The organism is Treponema socranskii subsp. socranskii VPI DR56BR1116 = ATCC 35536, from assembly GCF_000468115.1.
Taxonomy (GTDB): Bacteria; Spirochaetota; Spirochaetia; order Treponematales; family Treponemataceae; genus Treponema_D; species Treponema_D socranskii.
Window position 1 is genome coordinate 14,579 of sequence record NZ_AVQI01000008.1, and the last position, 17,212, is coordinate 31,790.

The 17,212-nt window shown below is 51.8% G+C and carries 15 protein-coding genes and 1 tRNA gene; 3 read left to right on the forward strand and 13 right to left on the reverse strand.

What is annotated here, in order from left to right; genetic code table 11:
- The first annotated feature begins 151 nt into the window (after positions 1 to 151).
- Positions 152 to 1,273 carry a phosphotransferase enzyme family protein gene (locus HMPREF0860_RS01185; RefSeq protein ID WP_038081780.1) on the forward strand — a complete coding sequence of 374 codons (1,122 nt, stop codon included), beginning with the start codon at positions 152 to 154 and terminating at the stop codon, positions 1,271 to 1,273.
- Here the strand turns inward: HMPREF0860_RS01185 and HMPREF0860_RS01190 are convergent, their stop codons facing one another.
- Positions 1,274 to 2,530, reverse strand: coding sequence for a CDP-glycerol glycerophosphotransferase family protein (locus tag HMPREF0860_RS01190; RefSeq protein ID WP_021331390.1), 1,257 nt, complete (start codon positions 2,528 to 2,530; stop codon positions 1,274 to 1,276).
- Between the two features lie 198 nt (positions 2,531 to 2,728).
- Between HMPREF0860_RS01190 and HMPREF0860_RS01195 the strand changes: the two genes are divergently transcribed.
- Both HMPREF0860_RS01195 and HMPREF0860_RS01200 read left to right on the forward strand, forming a co-directional pair.
- A tRNA-Val gene (locus HMPREF0860_RS01195) sits at positions 2,729 to 2,800 on the forward strand.
- Between the two features lies 1 nt (position 2,801).
- Complete coding sequence (locus HMPREF0860_RS01200) at positions 2,802 to 4,463, forward strand: nucleoside kinase (protein ID WP_038081782.1); 1,662 nt, start codon at positions 2,802 to 2,804, stop codon at positions 4,461 to 4,463.
- On the opposite strand, the gene HMPREF0860_RS01205 is transcribed toward HMPREF0860_RS01200, so the two are convergent.
- From HMPREF0860_RS01205 to topA, 12 genes are all read right to left on the reverse strand, one after another.
- Positions 4,464 to 4,898, reverse strand: coding sequence for a flagellar export protein FliJ (locus HMPREF0860_RS01205; RefSeq protein ID WP_021331379.1), 435 nt, complete (start codon positions 4,896 to 4,898; stop codon positions 4,464 to 4,466).
- Positions 4,895 to 6,304 (reverse strand): FliI/YscN family ATPase, encoded by a 1,410-nt coding sequence (locus tag HMPREF0860_RS01210; protein WP_021331370.1) that lies wholly within the window; start codon positions 6,302 to 6,304, stop codon positions 4,895 to 4,897. The genes HMPREF0860_RS01205 and HMPREF0860_RS01210 overlap by 4 nt, the downstream gene beginning before the upstream one ends.
- A gap of 27 nt (positions 6,305 to 6,331) precedes the next feature.
- Positions 6,332 to 7,264, reverse strand: coding sequence for a flagellar assembly protein FliH (gene fliH / locus HMPREF0860_RS01215; protein WP_021495416.1), 933 nt, complete (start codon positions 7,262 to 7,264; stop codon positions 6,332 to 6,334).
- 19 nt (positions 7,265 to 7,283) lie between these two features.
- Positions 7,284 to 8,399 carry a flagellar motor switch protein FliG gene (fliG, locus tag HMPREF0860_RS01220; protein WP_021331386.1) on the reverse strand — a complete coding sequence of 372 codons (1,116 nt, stop codon included), beginning with the start codon at positions 8,397 to 8,399 and terminating at the stop codon, positions 7,284 to 7,286.
- 4 nt (positions 8,400 to 8,403) lie between these two features.
- Positions 8,404 to 10,116 (reverse strand): flagellar basal-body MS-ring/collar protein FliF, encoded by a 1,713-nt coding sequence (gene fliF / locus HMPREF0860_RS01225; RefSeq protein WP_021495422.1) that lies wholly within the window; start codon positions 10,114 to 10,116, stop codon positions 8,404 to 8,406.
- A 151-nt stretch (positions 10,117 to 10,267) separates the two neighbouring features.
- On the reverse strand, positions 10,268 to 10,627 hold the full coding sequence (gene fliE, locus HMPREF0860_RS01230) for a flagellar hook-basal body complex protein FliE (protein WP_021331364.1): 360 nt from the start codon (positions 10,625 to 10,627) through the stop codon (positions 10,268 to 10,270).
- A gap of 58 nt (positions 10,628 to 10,685) precedes the next feature.
- The gene (gene flgC, locus HMPREF0860_RS01235; protein ID WP_021331366.1) at positions 10,686 to 11,147 is read right to left on the reverse strand and encodes a flagellar basal body rod protein FlgC; all 462 of its coding nucleotides are present in this window, start codon (positions 11,145 to 11,147) and stop codon (positions 10,686 to 10,688) included.
- Between the two features lie 63 nt (positions 11,148 to 11,210).
- Positions 11,211 to 11,630 (reverse strand): flagellar basal body rod protein FlgB, encoded by a 420-nt coding sequence (gene flgB / locus HMPREF0860_RS01240; protein WP_021331391.1) that lies wholly within the window; start codon positions 11,628 to 11,630, stop codon positions 11,211 to 11,213.
- Between the two features lie 120 nt (positions 11,631 to 11,750).
- Positions 11,751 to 13,328 (reverse strand): ATP-dependent protease ATPase subunit HslU, encoded by a 1,578-nt coding sequence (hslU, locus tag HMPREF0860_RS01245; RefSeq protein WP_021495425.1) that lies wholly within the window; start codon positions 13,326 to 13,328, stop codon positions 11,751 to 11,753.
- Between the two features lie 4 nt (positions 13,329 to 13,332).
- Complete coding sequence (hslV, locus tag HMPREF0860_RS01250) at positions 13,333 to 13,872, reverse strand: ATP-dependent protease subunit HslV (protein WP_021331371.1); 540 nt, start codon at positions 13,870 to 13,872, stop codon at positions 13,333 to 13,335.
- Between the two features lie 122 nt (positions 13,873 to 13,994).
- The gene (locus HMPREF0860_RS01255) at positions 13,995 to 14,900 is read right to left on the reverse strand and encodes a tyrosine-type recombinase/integrase (protein ID WP_021331380.1); all 906 of its coding nucleotides are present in this window, start codon (positions 14,898 to 14,900) and stop codon (positions 13,995 to 13,997) included.
- Positions 14,901 to 14,914: 14 nt separating this feature from the next.
- Positions 14,915 to 17,074 (reverse strand): type I DNA topoisomerase, encoded by a 2,160-nt coding sequence (gene topA / locus HMPREF0860_RS01260; protein WP_021331401.1) that lies wholly within the window; start codon positions 17,072 to 17,074, stop codon positions 14,915 to 14,917.
- Positions 17,075 to 17,212: the final 138 nt, after the last annotated feature.

Consider the following 17,212-nt stretch of genomic DNA (forward strand, 5'->3'; position numbering starts at 1 on the left):
AGAAGTGTATGTGTATCGTTTTGATAAAAACAGAATAGATATGATATACCGTATTTCGCAAACTCGACTATTCAACGTGTGCGCTTACGCGCACGGCTAAAAACTTTTTCGGATGTCGAAACATCCTGCAAAAGTTTTTATGGGAGTCCTTATGACCGGCGAAAAAGCGAATACGGAAATACGCGATATCCTCTCATCCTATCCGTTTTCCGGAGTCTGCCGCTCGTGCGTCCGCTTCGGAAGCGGCCACATCAACGACACTTTTTTTGCAACCTATGACAACGGCGGAAAAGAAAATCGTTATATCATGCAGCGTATCAATACCGACGTATTCAAAGACGTTGACGCGCTCATGGACAATATCTGGCGCGTTACTTCGTTCCTTGCAGAAAAAATTATTAAAAACGGAGGAGACGCGTCGCGTGAAGCGATGACCTTTATTAAAAATAAAGAGGGTGCTCTCTATACCCGAAGCAAAAAAGGCGCGTGCTGGAGGGCGTATCGTTTTATCGAAGACGCGCTGAGTATAGACGCCGCGCAAAGCGAAGCCGATTTTTACAACGCCTCTTATGCGTTCGGCACATTTCAATATCTTCTCTCCGATTTTCCGGCATCTTCTCTGCATGAAACGATTCCCGCTTTTCACGACACGCCGAAACGCTACCGCGATTTTATCGATACGGTAAAGCGCGACGCGTGCGGCAGAGCGGCATCCGTTCGGGACGAAATCGATTTTTATATTTCGCACGAACGCGATATGCGCGTATACGCCGACGCATACAGCGCAGGCGTCCTTCCCCTCCGCGTGACGCACAACGATGCGAAGCTCAATAACGTGCTCCTCGACAAGGAGACGCGTAAAGGTTTATGCGTTATCGATTTGGATACGGTGATGCCGGGTTTTGCCGGTTTCGATTTCGGAGATGCGATACGTTTCGGCGCGAGCACGGGTGCCGAAGACGAAAGGGATCTGTCGAAGGTGTGCCTTGACGAAGGTCTCTTTCGCGCCGGTGCGGAGGGATATATCGCAGGCTCGCGCGGTACGCTCACCGAAAGCGAGCTTCGCCTGCTTCCTGTAGGAGCAAAGATTATGACGCTCGAATGCGGCATGCGCTTTCTCGCCGACTATATCGAAGGCGACCGCTATTTTAAGACAGACCGTGAATCTCACAACCTCGACCGCGCCCGCACACAGATAAAACTCGTCCGCGAATTCGAAACGCGGAAGGATTCGCTCGAAGCGATTGTGCGCTCCGTAGCCTGCATCTACTGATTATACGGCGGCTTTAAGCTTAAGCGCGTTTACGGTTTCGATCATAAAGTCGGCGATATTCGCGCCGGCTTTGCCTTCGTACATCCACGCGGTCTCTTTCGCTTCTCTGCGTGCTGCGGCGAGAGAAGGGCTGTCGCTCGCGTTCTGAATGACGTCTTTGATCGCCGGAAAATCCGCTTCTTCAAGTTTGATGCCGATCTTTTTCAACATTGCAAACTGCCACAACTCTTTTTGCAGATCGTAGGCGTCGTAGGGACGCAGATCGATATCGGCGTTGACGTACATGACCGGTTTATCGCATAAAAATGCATAATCGAATATGATACCTGAAAAATCGGAAATCATGATATCGGCCTTTTTCATCGCGTAGATATTGTCGCGATTGTAATCCCACTCGACGTTTTTGCTGTCTTTGTAGCGCTTTTCGAGACGGTCGAGCATATCGGCTTCAGACTTTTTCGACTGCGGGTGCGGACGCACGATAATACGCCATCCCGTCGCGGCAAGCGGATCGAGGAGGCGTTCGCCGTATTTTTTCAAAACGCCGACATCTCCCCACGACGGAGAGACGAGCACCGTAAAGACGTGATGTTCTTCTTCGGGAATCGCTTTGATCTTTTGCGCAAGCACGTCGAGATAGGTACAGCCGACGGTGGCGAGCTCTTTTTTTGCGATGCCGCGCTGAGCTTCGAGCGTACGGATGTCCGCTTTTTGATAATCGCCGGTGAGCAGCACGGAATCGAAGTAGTCGAGGCCGAAGAGGCGGTACGTTGTCGCGTCGTTCGGCATGTGGAGCACATGCGAATAGTGACCTACATTTTTGCTGCGCTTGAGCTGATACACGTTGAGACCGGGCGTCGTCATCAAAACAATGCCTGCGCTTAAGAGATTGAGGCGTGCAAATGCGGCGTTTCCTTCGCCGATATATTCCGCTTTAACAAATTGATACTGCTGTTCGAAAACAGGATCGTCTTCGGCCGATGTGTAGTAAACGAGGGGAAGCCGCCGTTTTTCGAATTCGTCCGCGACGGGTTTAAAGACGTTCCAATATTGCTTTCCTTCGCAGTAGACGACGTACTGTTTATACGACGCATCGGCGGTTTGCACACCCTTGCCGCGTTTTCCCGAAAAAAACAATTTCAGTTTTAAAAGCGCCGCTTTGCCGAGAAAAAAAAGCGTCGCAGCCGCTCCGATGAGGATCGAAAAGAGCATACTGCCCGTTCCCGGATCTATATATAAAAATAAAGTCGTCTGCATAATTACTCCCATAAAAACTTTTTTGTGCGGATAAGTATTATTTTATCACGGATCGCCGTTTCAATCAATAAAATATCCGTCATTTACAAATTTTTTCTCTGTTATAAATTTAACATATCACAATAATAAATCGCTTCCTTGACAGTATGCTGCGAACCTGTTAAAATATATTATTATATTCGATACTTATAATCGTTTGGGCGGTTAACTCAGGGGTAGAGTGCTACCTTCACACGGTAGAAGCCATTGGTTCAAATCCAATACCGCCTATATGCAGGCCACTACGCTTTCCGTCACTTTTCCGTCAGGCAAAACACTGTGTGTGCCTTCCGGTACGCCGCTCAATACGCTGCTTCCGCACTTTTCCGAAAACGTGGAGCACATTCTTGCCGTAAAAGTGAACAACGGAATCGAGCCCTTCGACAAACCGCTCGAAATCAATTCCTATCTCGAACCCGTCCTCGACTCGAGCAAAGACGGTGCGCAAGTGTACCGCCGATCGCTGTGTCTCCTGCTGGCAGCCGCGGCGCACAAGCTTTTTCCGCTGTCACGCCTTTTATGCGGCCACAGTCTCGGAAGCGGCTATTACTATACGCTCGAAACGGGAAAGCCTATAAACAAAGAACAGATCGAAGCGCTTGAAAAAGAGATGCGCCTCCTCGTCGCAAAAAATCTTCCGATAACCGTACAGTTCCTTTCCTACACGGATGCGGTTTCGCTTTTTGAAGCGCTCGGGCGCGTCGAAACGCGACTGCAGCTGAACTATTTTTGTCCGCCGCGCGTCAAAATCAATTCCCTCGACAATTTTTCCGATCTCTATTTCGGTCCCCTTGTTCCGTCGACGGGCTTTTTAAAAACGTTCGGTCTCCTACCCTACGGCAAAGGTTTTTTGCTGCGCTTTCCTCAGCCGTCGGCCCCCGACGAACTTCCCGAATTCGTCGACCAGCCGCAGCTTTTCGAAATCTACAGCCGCTACAAAGAGTGGGGAAAACGCATCGGCGTGACATCGGCGGCAACTTTAAATAAACTCGTCAACGAACGCAAGATAAACGATTTTATCGATATCGCGGAAACCTTTCAGCAGCGGCAGTTTGCCGACGTCGCCGATCAGATCGCAAAGCGCGAGCGGGTGCGCGCCGTACTCATTGCAGGCCCGTCGAGTTCCGGAAAAACGACATCTGCAAAAAAACTCGCGCTCGAACTCGAAGCTATCGGCTACCTGCCGCACGTGCTCAGCCTCGACAGCTATTATGTCGGACGCGATAAAAATCCGAAAGACGAAAACGGCGATTACGATTACGAATGCCTCGAAGCCCTCGACATCGATTTGCTCAACGACAATCTGCTCGACCTCTTTGCCGGAAAAGAAATACGCATCCCGTCGTACAACTTTCAGCGCGGCGAACGCTATTACGAAGATAAAAATACGATGAAGCTCGCCGACAACGAAATTTTAATAATCGAAGGCATCCACGGCTTAAACGATAAACTGACCTCTCGTATTCCGCACGAGCTCAAATTTAAAATCTACCTGTCCGCGCTCACGCAGCTCAACCTCGACGACCACAACCGCATTTCGACGAGCGATAACCGCCTCATCCGTAGAATCGTGCGCGACTCGCAGTTCCGCGGCAAAAGCGCCGCCGAAACGATTTCGATGTGGCCGAGCGTGCAAGCGGGAGAGCAAAAACACATCTTCCCGTTTCAAATCAATGCCGACGCGATGCTCAACACCGCTCTCGACTACGAACTCGCAGTCCTCAAAGTCTACGCCGACCCGCTTTTGCGCTGCGTCAAGCCGACGCAAAAAGAATACGGAGAAGCGTGCCGCCTTTTGAGTTTTTTATACAACTTTTCGCCCGTTCCACCGACGGCCGTTCCGGCGCGCTCGATCATGCGCGAATTTATCGGCGGCAGCGCATTCCATTATTAATTAACCACTTTCCCTCGCCGCGCGCGCGTTTGTCACGTCGTCGGCGATATCGTTCGCTTCGTTCATCTCCGCATCTTTGTACGCTTTGAACTGCCGATCGCGCAGCTTACGGAGGCCTTCGGTTTTTTGCATCGCTTCCTGCATTTCTTTGCGCCTTTGCTCGGAAACGAGCTTCGCTTCGGCAAGCTTTTCCAAAAGATAAGTTTTTTGCTGGTCGAGGAACGCATAAAAATCGTTTGCCCGCGCTATGGCGTTGAAATCGATCGAACCGCGCATCTTTTCGGCGAGAGAAGCATATTGAGAAGCGACTTCGTCGATGCGCATTTGAATATCGTGTTCGACCGCCATCGCTTTACCGAGCGCGAGTTCCGCTTCGTTTTGCAGATACTCGCGGTATTTCATCACGTCTTCGAGAGGAAACGCAAATTTTTTCATTCGGATTCTTCGGCAATTTGGGCTGCGCCGAGGGAAGGAACGACGGGAGCTTCTCCGTATTCTTCAATCGGAATTGCAACCCCTGAAAGCTCGGAAAGTTTTTTGAGCGTTTCGTCAAGCGGGCACTTTTCGTATTCTTCCTGCATTAAAAAATCTTCGATACCGGTATGCTTTTCGATTGCGGCATCGATTTCAGCCGAATTTCCTTTTTGATAGATACCCGTCGTGATCATCATTTCGTTGTTCGCATAAGAAGCCATAAGCGTACGCAGTATGCCGACGGCTTTTTGCGTTTCGCGCCCGGTAACGCGTTTGGAAAGGCGGCTTATCGACTGCAGCACGTCGATCGCGGGGTAATGATAGGCTTGAGCGAGACGGCGGTTTAAAATGATGTGCCCGTCGAGCGTTCCGCGCACTTTGTCGGTAATCGGCTCGTTGAGATCGTCTCCGTCGACGAGCACGGTGTAAAACGCCGTAATCGATCCCTTATCGTTTGTGCCGGCTCTTTCAAGCAGCTTCGGGATCATATCGAATACGCTCGGCGGATAACCGCGCTGAGCAGGCGGTTCGCCGTTTGCAAGTCCTATTTCGCGCTGAGCTTGCGCAAATCGCGTTACGGAATCGAACATGAGCATGACGTCTTTGCCTTTGTCACGGAAATATTCGGCGACCGCGGTCGTCACATAGGCTGCGCGCAGGCGGCAGATCGACGGCTGATCGCTTGTCGCCATAACGACGACCGAACGGGCCAAGCCTTCTTTTCCCAAATCGCGGTTTATAAAATCGAGCACTTCGCGGCCGCGCTCTCCGATCAAACCGATAACGTTGATGTCGGCGTCGGTATTGCGCGCTATCATGCTGATGAGCGTCGATTTTCCGACGCCGCTTCCGGCAAAGATACCGAGCCGCTGCCCCTTACCGACGGTGAGCATCGCATCGATCGCACGCACCCCTGTCGCTACCCGGCGCACGACGGGAAGACGCTTCATAGGATCGGGAGGAGAAGCGACTGCAGGATAATACATTTCCGGCACGATTTCGCCGAGCCCGTCGCAGGGTTTTCCCGTCGCATCGATGACACGGCCCAAAAGGGATGAACCGACGGGAACGCGCAGCACGGAACCCGAAGCGACGACTTCACAGCCGACTTCGAGCCCCTTCGTGTCTCCGTATGCGGTGAGCTTTACCGTCGTACCGTCAAGGGCGACGACTTCGGCCGCAAGCGTTTCATTTGAATCCGGCATGCGGATCGTACACATTTCGCCGATGACCGAACGCGGACCGCGGCTTTCGATTTCGAGACCGTTGACCGCCGTCACGTGTCCGATGTATAAAATCGGATCGATCGTTTCAGCCGTTTTGAGGTATTTTGAAAAATCGAATTCTCCCGTATACGATGAACGCATGTCCCCACCCGCGCCGATTTTATTAATCTAAGAAGACGGTTCGATCACGTCGGATTTTGCAAGCGTCTTTACCGGTGAGATTTCCATGACGCGATTTTCGAGTTCGCTGAGCTGGCTCGAAATGCGCGCGTCGATAGCGCCGAAGTCGGTTTCGACGATGCAACCGCCCTTTTCCACCGTCGAATCTTCGACGACCGTAATGCCGCGTATGTTTTCGACCCGCTTGATAAAATCGTCTATGTGCTCCGTCGTGAGTTTGACGTCTTCGAGGTTGACGCGAAGCGTCACTTCGCATCTGCCTTTTACCTTTTTCAGAGCAGCGAGTACATTGCTCATGATGACGCTCTTTTGATTTTCGGAAATGATTTTGACGACTTTGCGCGTCATCAAGATGACGAGTTCTACGATCTGCGTTTCGGTATCGCGCAAAATCTCTTCGCGGCGGTGCATAACGGCTTCGAGCATCGCGTGCATGCGCTCGATGAGACGGTTCGCTTCGGCTTCTCCGTCGCGGTAGCCGCTTTCGTGTCCTTCGTCGAAGCCTTTTTTATGCGCGTCCGATTCGACTTTTTGCTGCTGCGCCGTCGCATCGCGGATCAATTCCTGCGCCGATTCCTGCGCTTTTTTTACGATCTCTTCCGCATTTTTTTGTGCATCGGCTTTAATAATATTCGCTTCGTCGGTTTGACGCTTTACTTCGGCAAAGGCCGCCTGTTCCGCCTTCCGGACGATTTCATCCGCCGATGCCTGCGCTTCGTCGAGCATCCGCTTTTTTTCCGCTTCCCAATTTTTTTTATACTCTTCCGCTTCGCGCCGCAAATCATCGGCCGTCGGTCCTTCGTATTCGGGCGCTTTTTCGACTTTTTTTTCTTCGGCCGGCTTAAAGTCGTGGACGAGCTTCAGCATGACTTCGCCCTTTTGCGATTTGACTTCATTCGGGCGGAAAACGGTTTTTGCCATCTGCTTCCTCTATGCTAAATCAAGTTACGAGTTCGTCTTCACCGGAACGCGCGATGACGATTTCACCGGAATCTTCAAGGCGGCGAATAGTCGAAACGATTTTTTGCTGCGATTCTTCGACATCTTTAAGGCGTACCGGCCCCATGAACTCCATATCCTCTTTTAACATGCTCGCCGCGCGCTTGGACATATTGCGGAAAATTTTATCCTGTACTTCCGTATCGACGGATTTGAGCGCTTTTGCGAGTTCCTGCGTATCGACTTCGCGCAGCACTTTTTGAATGGCGCGGTCGTCGAGCATAACGATATCTTCGAAGACGAACATTTTCTTTTTGATCTCTTCGGCCAAATCGGGATCTTCTTCTTCAAGCGATTCGATGATTGCCTTTTCGGAAGAGCGGTCGACGAGGTTCAAAATTTCTACGATGCTGTCGACACCGCCGGCTGCAGTGTAATCTTCGCTTGAAAGCGTCGAAAGCTTTTTTTCGAGCACGCGTTCGACTTCGCGCAAAACATCGGGGGAAGTTCTGTCCATCGTCGCAAGGCGCTTCGAAACTTCCGGCTGCATTTCTTCCGGCAGATTCTGGAGTATGACGGCGGCTTTGCCCGGTTCGAGATACGCGAGGATGAGCGCGATCGTCTGCGGGTATTCCTGCTGAATAAAGTTCAGCAAGTGCGCAGGGTCGGTTCTCCGTATAAAATCGAAGGGGCGCACTTGGAGCGAACTCGTGAGGCGGTTGATGATGTCGATCGCTTTTTGGCTTCCGAGCGATTTTTCGAGGAGTTCGCGCGCATAGTCAATACCGCCGGTCGTGATGAAATTCTGCGCGTTCATCAACTCTTGGAATTCTTCAAGAACGGCGTCTTTAAATTCCGCATCGATCGTTTCCAAACGCGCTATTTCAAACGTCAGCGTTTCGACTTCGTCTTCGCGAAGATGCTTCATGATTTCGGCGGAAACGTCGCTGCCGAGCGATACGAGGAAGATTGCGGCCTTTTGCCGGCCGGTTAAACTCTTGTAATCTTTTATGCCTTTTTTGCCGCCTACCGACGTCGGCGTTTTTAAGCTGCCGGGCTTCGGAATCGGCTTCGGATTGTTCGATTTTGCACCTGCGCCCTTCGCTTCTTCTGCCATACTGTCACTCCTCCATCAGCCACGTGCGTATGAGCATCGCGACGTCTTCCGGATGTTCTTTTGCCATCGCGATCGCGTTTTCCTGAAGCTCCGCCATCCGCGACTCTTCGACGGACATCGTAACGCCCATACCATCCTCTTTCGCGTCCCACAGCGCCTGCTCGCGGGCAGCCTGCTGCTGGCGCAAAAGCTCTTCTTCGCGAAGACGGCGCCGCCGTTCGATTTCCCGCATAATGAGGCGGATGACGATGAACAGCACGAGCACGAGCGCAACTGCGCCGAGAGAAATCATAATCGCAAGACGCCGCCTGATGCCCGCAAAATACGCTTCGTCTTCTGCGGCAAACTGCGCGGTTCTGTCGTACGGAATATTCGTCACCGTTACGATATAATTTTTGCTCACGTCGTAGCCGACAGCTCCTTGAATATAGTTCGCCGTCTGCACGAGCGTATCCGTCGGAACGGGCGTATACACGCGCTGGATCCTGCCCGTTTCCGGATCTATAACCGGCTGATGGGTTTTCGGATCGAGCTGCGTCGTCCACGTACCGTCGACGTTCGCCGCAACCGAAACGCGGTCTATCTGCGGACTCGTCTCTTTGTGCTCCTGAGTAGTGTTGACGACGTTGTTTTGCGTAACGCCCGTTTCGGTAGAACGCCCGATGACGTTCGACATATCGGAATACACGGGCGGCGTCTGACCTTCGGTGCCCGCAGGTCCTTCGGGATTAAAACCCGTACCCTGCCACTCTTTCGTAACGGTCTGCTGCGAAATCGTCAGCGAATCGCGGAGCTCCGAATCGTCGTAGGGAGTGCGCGGATTGTCGGCGCGGATTTGAATCGGCGTGTAGATCGTAGAATCGCTCGTACGCTTCGACATATCCATATCGATTTTGATATTCAAATCGCGCATGCGGTCTTCGGTATACGTACTCTGAAGCGATTTTAAAATCTGCGCACGGTAGTAGGCTTCGAGCTTTTGAATCTCGCGCTGCTGGCGCGCAACGAGATTGACGGTATCGATCGCATCCATCGCGGCGAAATCGTTTAAGACATTGCCGTCGGCGTCGGTGATCGTAATGTTTTCGGGACGCAATCCTTCGACCGCCGTCTGCACGAGGCTTTGGATGCCGCGTATGCGCCTGGGATCTTGCAGCAGAGAACTCATAGGCTTTACGCGCAAAATGATGCTTGCAGTTACCGGATTTTGTTCGGAAATAAACAGAGAGTTGTCCGGCAAAACGATGTTGACGTCGGCCTTCGTTATGTCGTCGATCGCTTCGAGGTGCTGCTTTACCGTCTGCGTGATTGCGTTTTTAAGGCGCACGTTTTGTTCGGCGTCCGTCGTCGACCAGCTTCGATTGTAAAACGAAGCGAACGGATCGATATTCGACGGAACAAGCCCCTCGCCGATAAGTACATCCCTCATGCGCCGCGCGGTGCGTTCGTCTCCGACGGAAATATAACCGTCGTCGGTCACGTACGCTTCGACGTTTTGTTCGCTCAATTTGTCGAGGATTCTCGTCCGCGCCGTCTCGTCGGTAACCGGTGAATTGAAAAGCCGCACCGTCGTCGGACGCGACGAAAGAGATGCCGCGAGCACGATTGCAACGATGACGAGCGCAACAAGGGCAAAGAGCACGACCTTTTGTACGACCGTTCCTTTTGCCCACAAATTTCGTATAGATTCAGTAAGCCTTTTGAGCCATTCGTTCATCTACCCCTCCCGTGAACGAATACGTAAAACGGCAAATCGCACCGTTAAAGTATAGGGAATTATACCATATTATTATATTTTTGAAAAGAGAAAATTTTATAAACGCTCATCGCCGCCTCATGCCGTGCACGCAGGTACATGAAGCGAACCCTTACCGCGTCGTTGTGATTTCGTTCCAACCGGAAACGATACGATCGATCACGTTTTGCGCAAGGCCGAGCGACATCCGCGCTTTCGCCATCGCGATCGTCACGTCCTGCGGATCGACCGATTCGGGTTCGGTGAGAATCTTTTGTTCGAGCGCGTTGACGTCGAGCTGCTCGGCATTCATCGACTTTACCGCGTCGATGAGGTAGGATTCGAAATCGATTCGCTTTTTTTCAAGCGCATTTTTTGCAGCGGACGGAATGCCGTTCAGCGGAGCGCCCGCTATATCCGAAAGATTTGCGCGGCCCGTGTGAGCGGAGAGCGTGCGGTTCATCTGCAATGTGCCGAATTCCGGTATTTTCATAATTTTCCCCTGCGCTCAAATCGTCCGAGCGCTTTTACCCGCTGTCATTATAGCGCTTTTACCGTCCTATTTCCAGTGCGGAAGCAAACATATCTTTTGCGCCTTCGATGACCGTCGAATTGGCTTCATAGGCGCGCGAAGCTGCGATCAAGTCGACCATTTCGTTGACGATGTTGACGTTCGGATATTCGACGTATCCCTTGTTCGGTCCCGACTGTATCGCGTCGGGATGCGTCGGATCGTAGACGAGGCGGCCTTCGGTATCGGTATCTTTTACGATCTGTAAAACGCGTACGCCCTTTCCCGGACCCTCGTCCAAGTCTTCGGGACAAAACGGCATACGCCACTGCACCGATTTTTCGCCGATCGCTTGGAGTATGACGCGCGAACGTTTAAAGGGGCCTCCTTCCTGCGTCCTCGTCGTAGAAGCGTTCGCGATATTGTTTGCGATGACATCGCTTCGAAGACGTTCGGCTGCCATCCCCGTCGCGGCAACGTTTATACTTGAAAAAAGTCCCATACAATACTCCCGTAAAGTGCGCGCCTCTTACGCGCAGTTTAAGCTATAGTTTAGAAGTGCCTATCACCCTTTTTGCATCGCAGTGTTCACTTGCGAAAATTCGAAATTGATAAGAGAAGCCATCATGCGATACTGCATCTGCGACTGCAAAACGATCATCGCTTCGGTTTCCGCATCGACGTTGTTGCCGTTCGGCTTCGCAGTCGTCGTATAATCGAGGACGCGCCTCGGCTCGACGTCGCGGTAATCATAGGGCTCGTTGAGCGCCAAATGCCTCTCGTCGGTTCGTGTCAGCTGAAAACCGTTTTTCGCCTTTTCTTCCGATTCGAACGCGCGTTTGAGTTCGCTTTCAAAATTGACGACGCTGCGTTTGAAATTCGGCACGCCGCTTGCGGCCATATTGTTTGCCGACACTTGATAGCGCAGCGTATTGACATCCATACCGCGGTGCAGTAAATCGACCGCCCTCGTAAAGGTACTCATACTACAAATTTCGGCAGATAGCGGAAAGGGGTTTAGCGGAAAATAAGGGAGAATCGGCGGGGCGTATAAAAGAGGATTCCCGCCGAAAAGATATTTCGGCGGAAAACTCGCTGTACAGCCTTAGAGTATATAGCGCGACATATCGCCGTCGGTGACGATATCTTTGAGCTTGTCGTCGACGTATGCCGCATCGATATCGATCGTTTCGCCTGCATGTTCATCCGCGGTAAACGAAATATCGTCGAGCACTTTTTCCATGATCGTGTGAAGCCGCCTCGCGCCGATGTTTTCGCTCTTTGCGTTTACGTCTTCGGCGAGAAAGCTCATACGGTCGATCGCATCCTCGGCAAAACGTACCGTCACTCCTTCCGTTTCGAGGAGCGCAACGTACTGTTTTGTAAGCGCGTTTTTCGGCTCGGTGAGGATTTTTTTGAAATCGTCTTTTTTGAGCGCATCGAGTTCCACGCGCAGCGGAAAGCGTCCCTGCAGTTCGGGAATCAAATCGCTCGGAGCCGAAACGCTGAACGCTCCGGCCGCGATAAACAAAATATGAGAGGTATCGACGACGCCGTACTTCGTATTTACATTGCTGCCTTCGACGATCGGAAGGATGTCGCGCTGCACGCCTTCGCGGGAAACGTCCTGCCCGCGCGATTCTCCGTTTTTCGTCGCGATCTTATCGATTTCGTCGATAAAGATGATGCCGTTTTGTTCGACCCGTTTTTTCGCTTCGGATGCGACTTTATCGCGGTCGATCATCGTGTCGAGCACTTCTCCGCTTATGATTTTCCGCGCTTCGTGGATCGTCACGGTTCTCCGCTTCGCTTTGTTTCCGCCCGAAAACATACCGGCGATGCTCTGCATACTGCTTTCGAGATCTTCCATATTGCCGCCGGCGATGATTTCCATACTCGGCATTTGAAACTGAGGATGCACCGTAAGCTCCACTTCCCTCTCTTCGAGCTTTCCTTCGCGCAGCATCGTGCGGAACTTTTCCCGCGTCGAGCTTTCTTTTTGCCGGCTTTCACTCTGCGCTTCCGCATCGGATGCCCCACACCCCTCCGATACCGCATCGTATGAAGCGGATCTTTCCGATGACGCATTCTGCGCATCATCTTTTTCCGAAGCTCCGCCCGATTGATCGGGAAGATACACCGCCTTTGATTCCGCACCGCTTCCTTTTATGAACGTAAAAATATTTCCGAGGACAGCCGCATCTTTTTTTTCGTTCGCTTTTGCAGCCCTGTCTTTTTCGGCGGAACCGGGGAGCAGGAGATCGAGAAGCCGGTCTTCGACGAGGGGCACGCTTTTTTCGCGCAAACGTTCTTCCATTTCCGCTTTGACGTCGTTGAAACCGACCGCCATCAAATCGCGTATCATCGATTCGACGTCGCGCCCGACGTAGCCGACTTCGGTGTACTTCGTCGCTTCGACTTTTAAAAAGGGCGCCGAACACAGCTTTGCAAGCCGCCGCGCGATTTCCGTTTTGCCGACGCCGGTCGGTCCTATCATGAGGATATTTTTCGGCGCAACTTCGTCGCGGATATCTTCGGGGAGTTTCAAACGGCGGTAGCGGTTACGCAGCGCAACGGCGACCGCGCGCTTCGCCTTTTCCTGTCCGATGATGTATTGATCGAGCCTGAGGACTATTTCCTTCGGCGTCAAATCCGTGTGTACTTCTGCCGGTACGTCGCTCATGCGTTTATGCCTCCTCTACCGTCAAATTGCCGTTCGTATAGATGCAGATTTTGCCCGCAATTTCAAGACTCTTTTCCGCAATTTCCGAAGCGCTCATATCGGAGCTTTCGAGATACGCGAGAGCCGCCGAATACGCATAGTTTCCGCCGCTTCCGATCGCGCACACGTCGTTTTCCGGTTCGATGACGTTGCCGTCGCCTGAAATGAGCAGTATCTTCGTTCCGTCGGCGACGAGAAGCTCGGCTTCGAGCTTTTGCAGCGAACGCTCGGTACGCCACATTTTGGCAAGCGCGACGGCGCTGCGCATGATGTCGCCCGAATACTCTTTCAATTTTTCTTCGAATTTATCGAACAGCGTAAACGCGTCCGCAACCGAACCTGCGAATCCGGTGAGCACTTTTCCGTCGTATATTTTGCGCACTTTGCGCGCGTTGCCCTTTACGACCGTATTGCCTGCGGTCACCTGTCCGTCACCCGCCATAGCAACCTTTCCGTTCCGGCGGACGGCGATAACCGTCGTACTGTGAATTTTTCTCGCAGCCATATACACTCCAACAAAAACAAAAAAATAAACGGCACGGCCGTTTTACACCGGCGCATTTACCGCCGCTTCGCAATCGATTCGATTCCACACACAATTAACAATCACACATTATTAATTTTCTTTTATCGTTTTCCGTGCGGATGCGCTTTTTCATACAATTCGATAAGGCGCTCCGTCGTGATATGCGTATAGCGCTGCGTCGTCGAAATGCTTGCGTGTCCCAAAAGCTCCTGCACGACACGCACGTCCGCACCTTGTGAAATCATCGCAGTCGCAAACGTATGCCGAAGCGCGTGCGGCGAAATATGGCGAGCCGTCCCTTCCGCACCCGAATAGCGCGACAGTATCCAGCGGATGCCGTGCGCACCGAGAGCGGTGCCTCTCCTGTTGACGAATATTTCGCTCACGTTGTCCGTCATGCGTTTTTTTGCAAAAAACTTTTTCCTGTCGGCAAGATACGCTTTGAACGCTTTTTGCGCATCTTCTCCGAAATACACGCGGCGGTCTTTACTGCCCTTTCCGGTGACGAGAGCGGAAGAAAAATCTTCCGACATATCGCTTAAGCGGACGGAAGCGAGCTCCGAAACGCGGCACCCCGACGAATAGAGCATTTCCAAAATAGCGCTGTCACGAGACGCCCACAGGATTTCTTTTTCTTTCGGTACGGCGCACAGCTCGTCGACTTCCGCGCCGGTTAAAAAGCGCGGCACGTGATGCGGCATCTTTACCGTTTTGATTTCCTCTGCGGGATCTGTATTAATATACTCAAATTTTTTGCAATAGGCAAAAAAAGTTCTGCACGCAGCGATAAAGCGGTTTACGGTTGCGCTTGATTTTTTTTCTTTTGAAAGAACTCCGATGCAGCTTCTGATATCTTCGGCGGACGCTTCCTTCACGTCTTTTTCCGCGCCCAAAAAAGCCGAAAGGCGGCGCAAATCGTTTCGGTACGCACAAACGGAATTGAGCGAAAGTCCGCGCACGGCTTCGAGGTAGAGCAAAAATTCGTCTATCGCATCCGAAAGGCGCATCGGTTTACCCTGCGCTATTGCCGAGACTCGGGAGCGCCTTCCGACTCTTTTTCAAAAGCCGCAGCATCGTCGGCGGAGTGCAAAAAGGTACAGTCGGGATTGATGCACGATTTATACGTGCCGTTCTTTTTATCGTATTTTTCAACGAGGAACCATCCGCACTTCGGACAATACTGATCGATCGGTTTGAAATGCGAAATAAAATTGCACTTCGGGTAATTCGTACAGCCGTAGAATTCTTTGCCCCTTCCCTTCGTTTTCCGTGCGACGATCTCTCCGTCGCAGCCGGGCATCGGGCACTTCGCAAGCGGGATCGAACGCGTGTTGCGGCATTCGGGAAATCCCGAACAGGCGAGAAAGTATCCGAAGCGGCCGAGTTTTTTGACCATGGGCTTTCCGCACTTTTCGCACACGATATCGGTTTTTTCGTCGAGAAAGCCTTTGACGCTTTCCTGCGTTTCCATCACGTCGTCGACGCGTTTTTTGAACGGGCCGTAAAAATCTTTTATCATTCCGTTCCACACGAGAGCGCCCTGCTCCACTTTGTCGAGATCGTTTTCGACTTCCGCGGTAAAATGTTCGTTGATGACGTTCGGAAATGATTCGACGAGGATTTTGCATATCATGCGGCCGAGGACAGTCGGCACGAGCTGACGGTTCGTCCGCGTTACATAATAGCGGTCGAGCAAAACCGAAATGATCGGCGCATAAGTCGAAGGTCTGCCTATCCCCTTTTCTTCGAGCGTTCGAACGATGGACGCATCGGTGTAGCGCGCGGGCCCTTGAGTAAAGTGCTGTTCGGGATAAAATTTTTCGCACGCGATTTTTTCGCCTTCTTTCAGCGAAGGGAGATTTCCGGTTTTATCCTCTTTCGACGAAAGGAGTTTGATGACATGATAAAAACCCTTGTCGACTATTTTGCTTGCGGATGCGCGGAAAATCGCATCGCCCGAAGCGATTTCAACGCTCGTCGTCCGCGTCTTCGCGTTGTTCATCTGACTCGAAACGAAGCGCTCCCAAATGATCGAATAGAGGCGAAGCTGATCGCGCGTCAAATATTCTTTTATCGAATCGGGCGTATACGACACGTAGGTCGGGCGGATGCCTTCGTGCGCGTCCTGAGCCGCTTTTCCGACTTCATACTTTACAGGTTCGGCAGGCAAGTCGTCGGGATAATTTTTTGAAAGCCACGAGCGCACTTCGTCGAGGGCGGTTTGCGAAATGCGCACGGAATCGGTGCGCATATACGTGATGAGACCTACGCGGCTTTCACCGACGTTGACGCCTTCGTAGAGCTGCTGCGCGATCTGCATGGTTTTCCTCGACGTGTAACCGAGGCGGTTTGCGGCCGCCTGCTGCAATTTCGACGTCGTAAACGGCGCTTTCGGTTTTACCGTTTTGTCGGTCGTCTTTACGCTTACGACCGTGCAGTCGGAATTTTTTATCAAGTCGATGATTTTATTGACTTCGGCTTCGTTTTTCAATTCAGCCTTTTCACCCTTGTACGAAACGAGCTGAGCGGTAAACGTCGTTTTGCCTTTTACAAAATCCGCATCGAGCGTCCAATATTCTTCGGGCAGAAAATTTTCCACTTCTTCTTCGCGCTCGCAGATGAGACGAAGCGCGACCGACTGCACGCGGCCGGCCGAAAGACCGTTTTTCACTTTACTCCACAAAAGCGGACTTAAATTGTAGCCGACGAGACGGTCGAGCACGCGCCGCGCTTTTTGCGCGTTCACTTTGCTTTCGACGATTTCGTCGGGATGCTTGACCGCTTCTTTGATCGCAATCGGCGTGATTTCGTTGAACACGATGCGGCTGATCGGAGCGCTCGTCTTTTCTTTTAGCGCCTTATTCAAATGCCACGCGATTGCTTCTCCTTCGCGGTCGTTATCGCTTGCGAGCAGGACGGACGTCGATTTTTTCGCATCCTTTTGCAGCTCTTTTAATAATTTTGCCCTGCCTCTCACGGTGATGTATTCGGGCTGAAAATCGTGATCGACATCGATCGCAAGGCGCGATTTCGGTAAATCGATCAAGTGTCCCATGGACGCTTTTACCGTATAGCCCGGGCCGAGATATTTTTCGATCGTATGCGCTTTTGCCGGAGATTCGACAATCACGAGCGTCGATTCTTTTGTTTTTGAAGCACGTTTTTTTGCTGCATCAGCCATAGCCTTCTCCCATAAAAATTTTAACGCGAGAGTGCGGCGTTCCGCGCCGCACCCGTAGTACAATTAAGGAAACTGTCCAAAAACTTCAGTTTTTGGACAGCCACGTATAAGGGCATCTTAAAAAACTTGCCCTCAGCG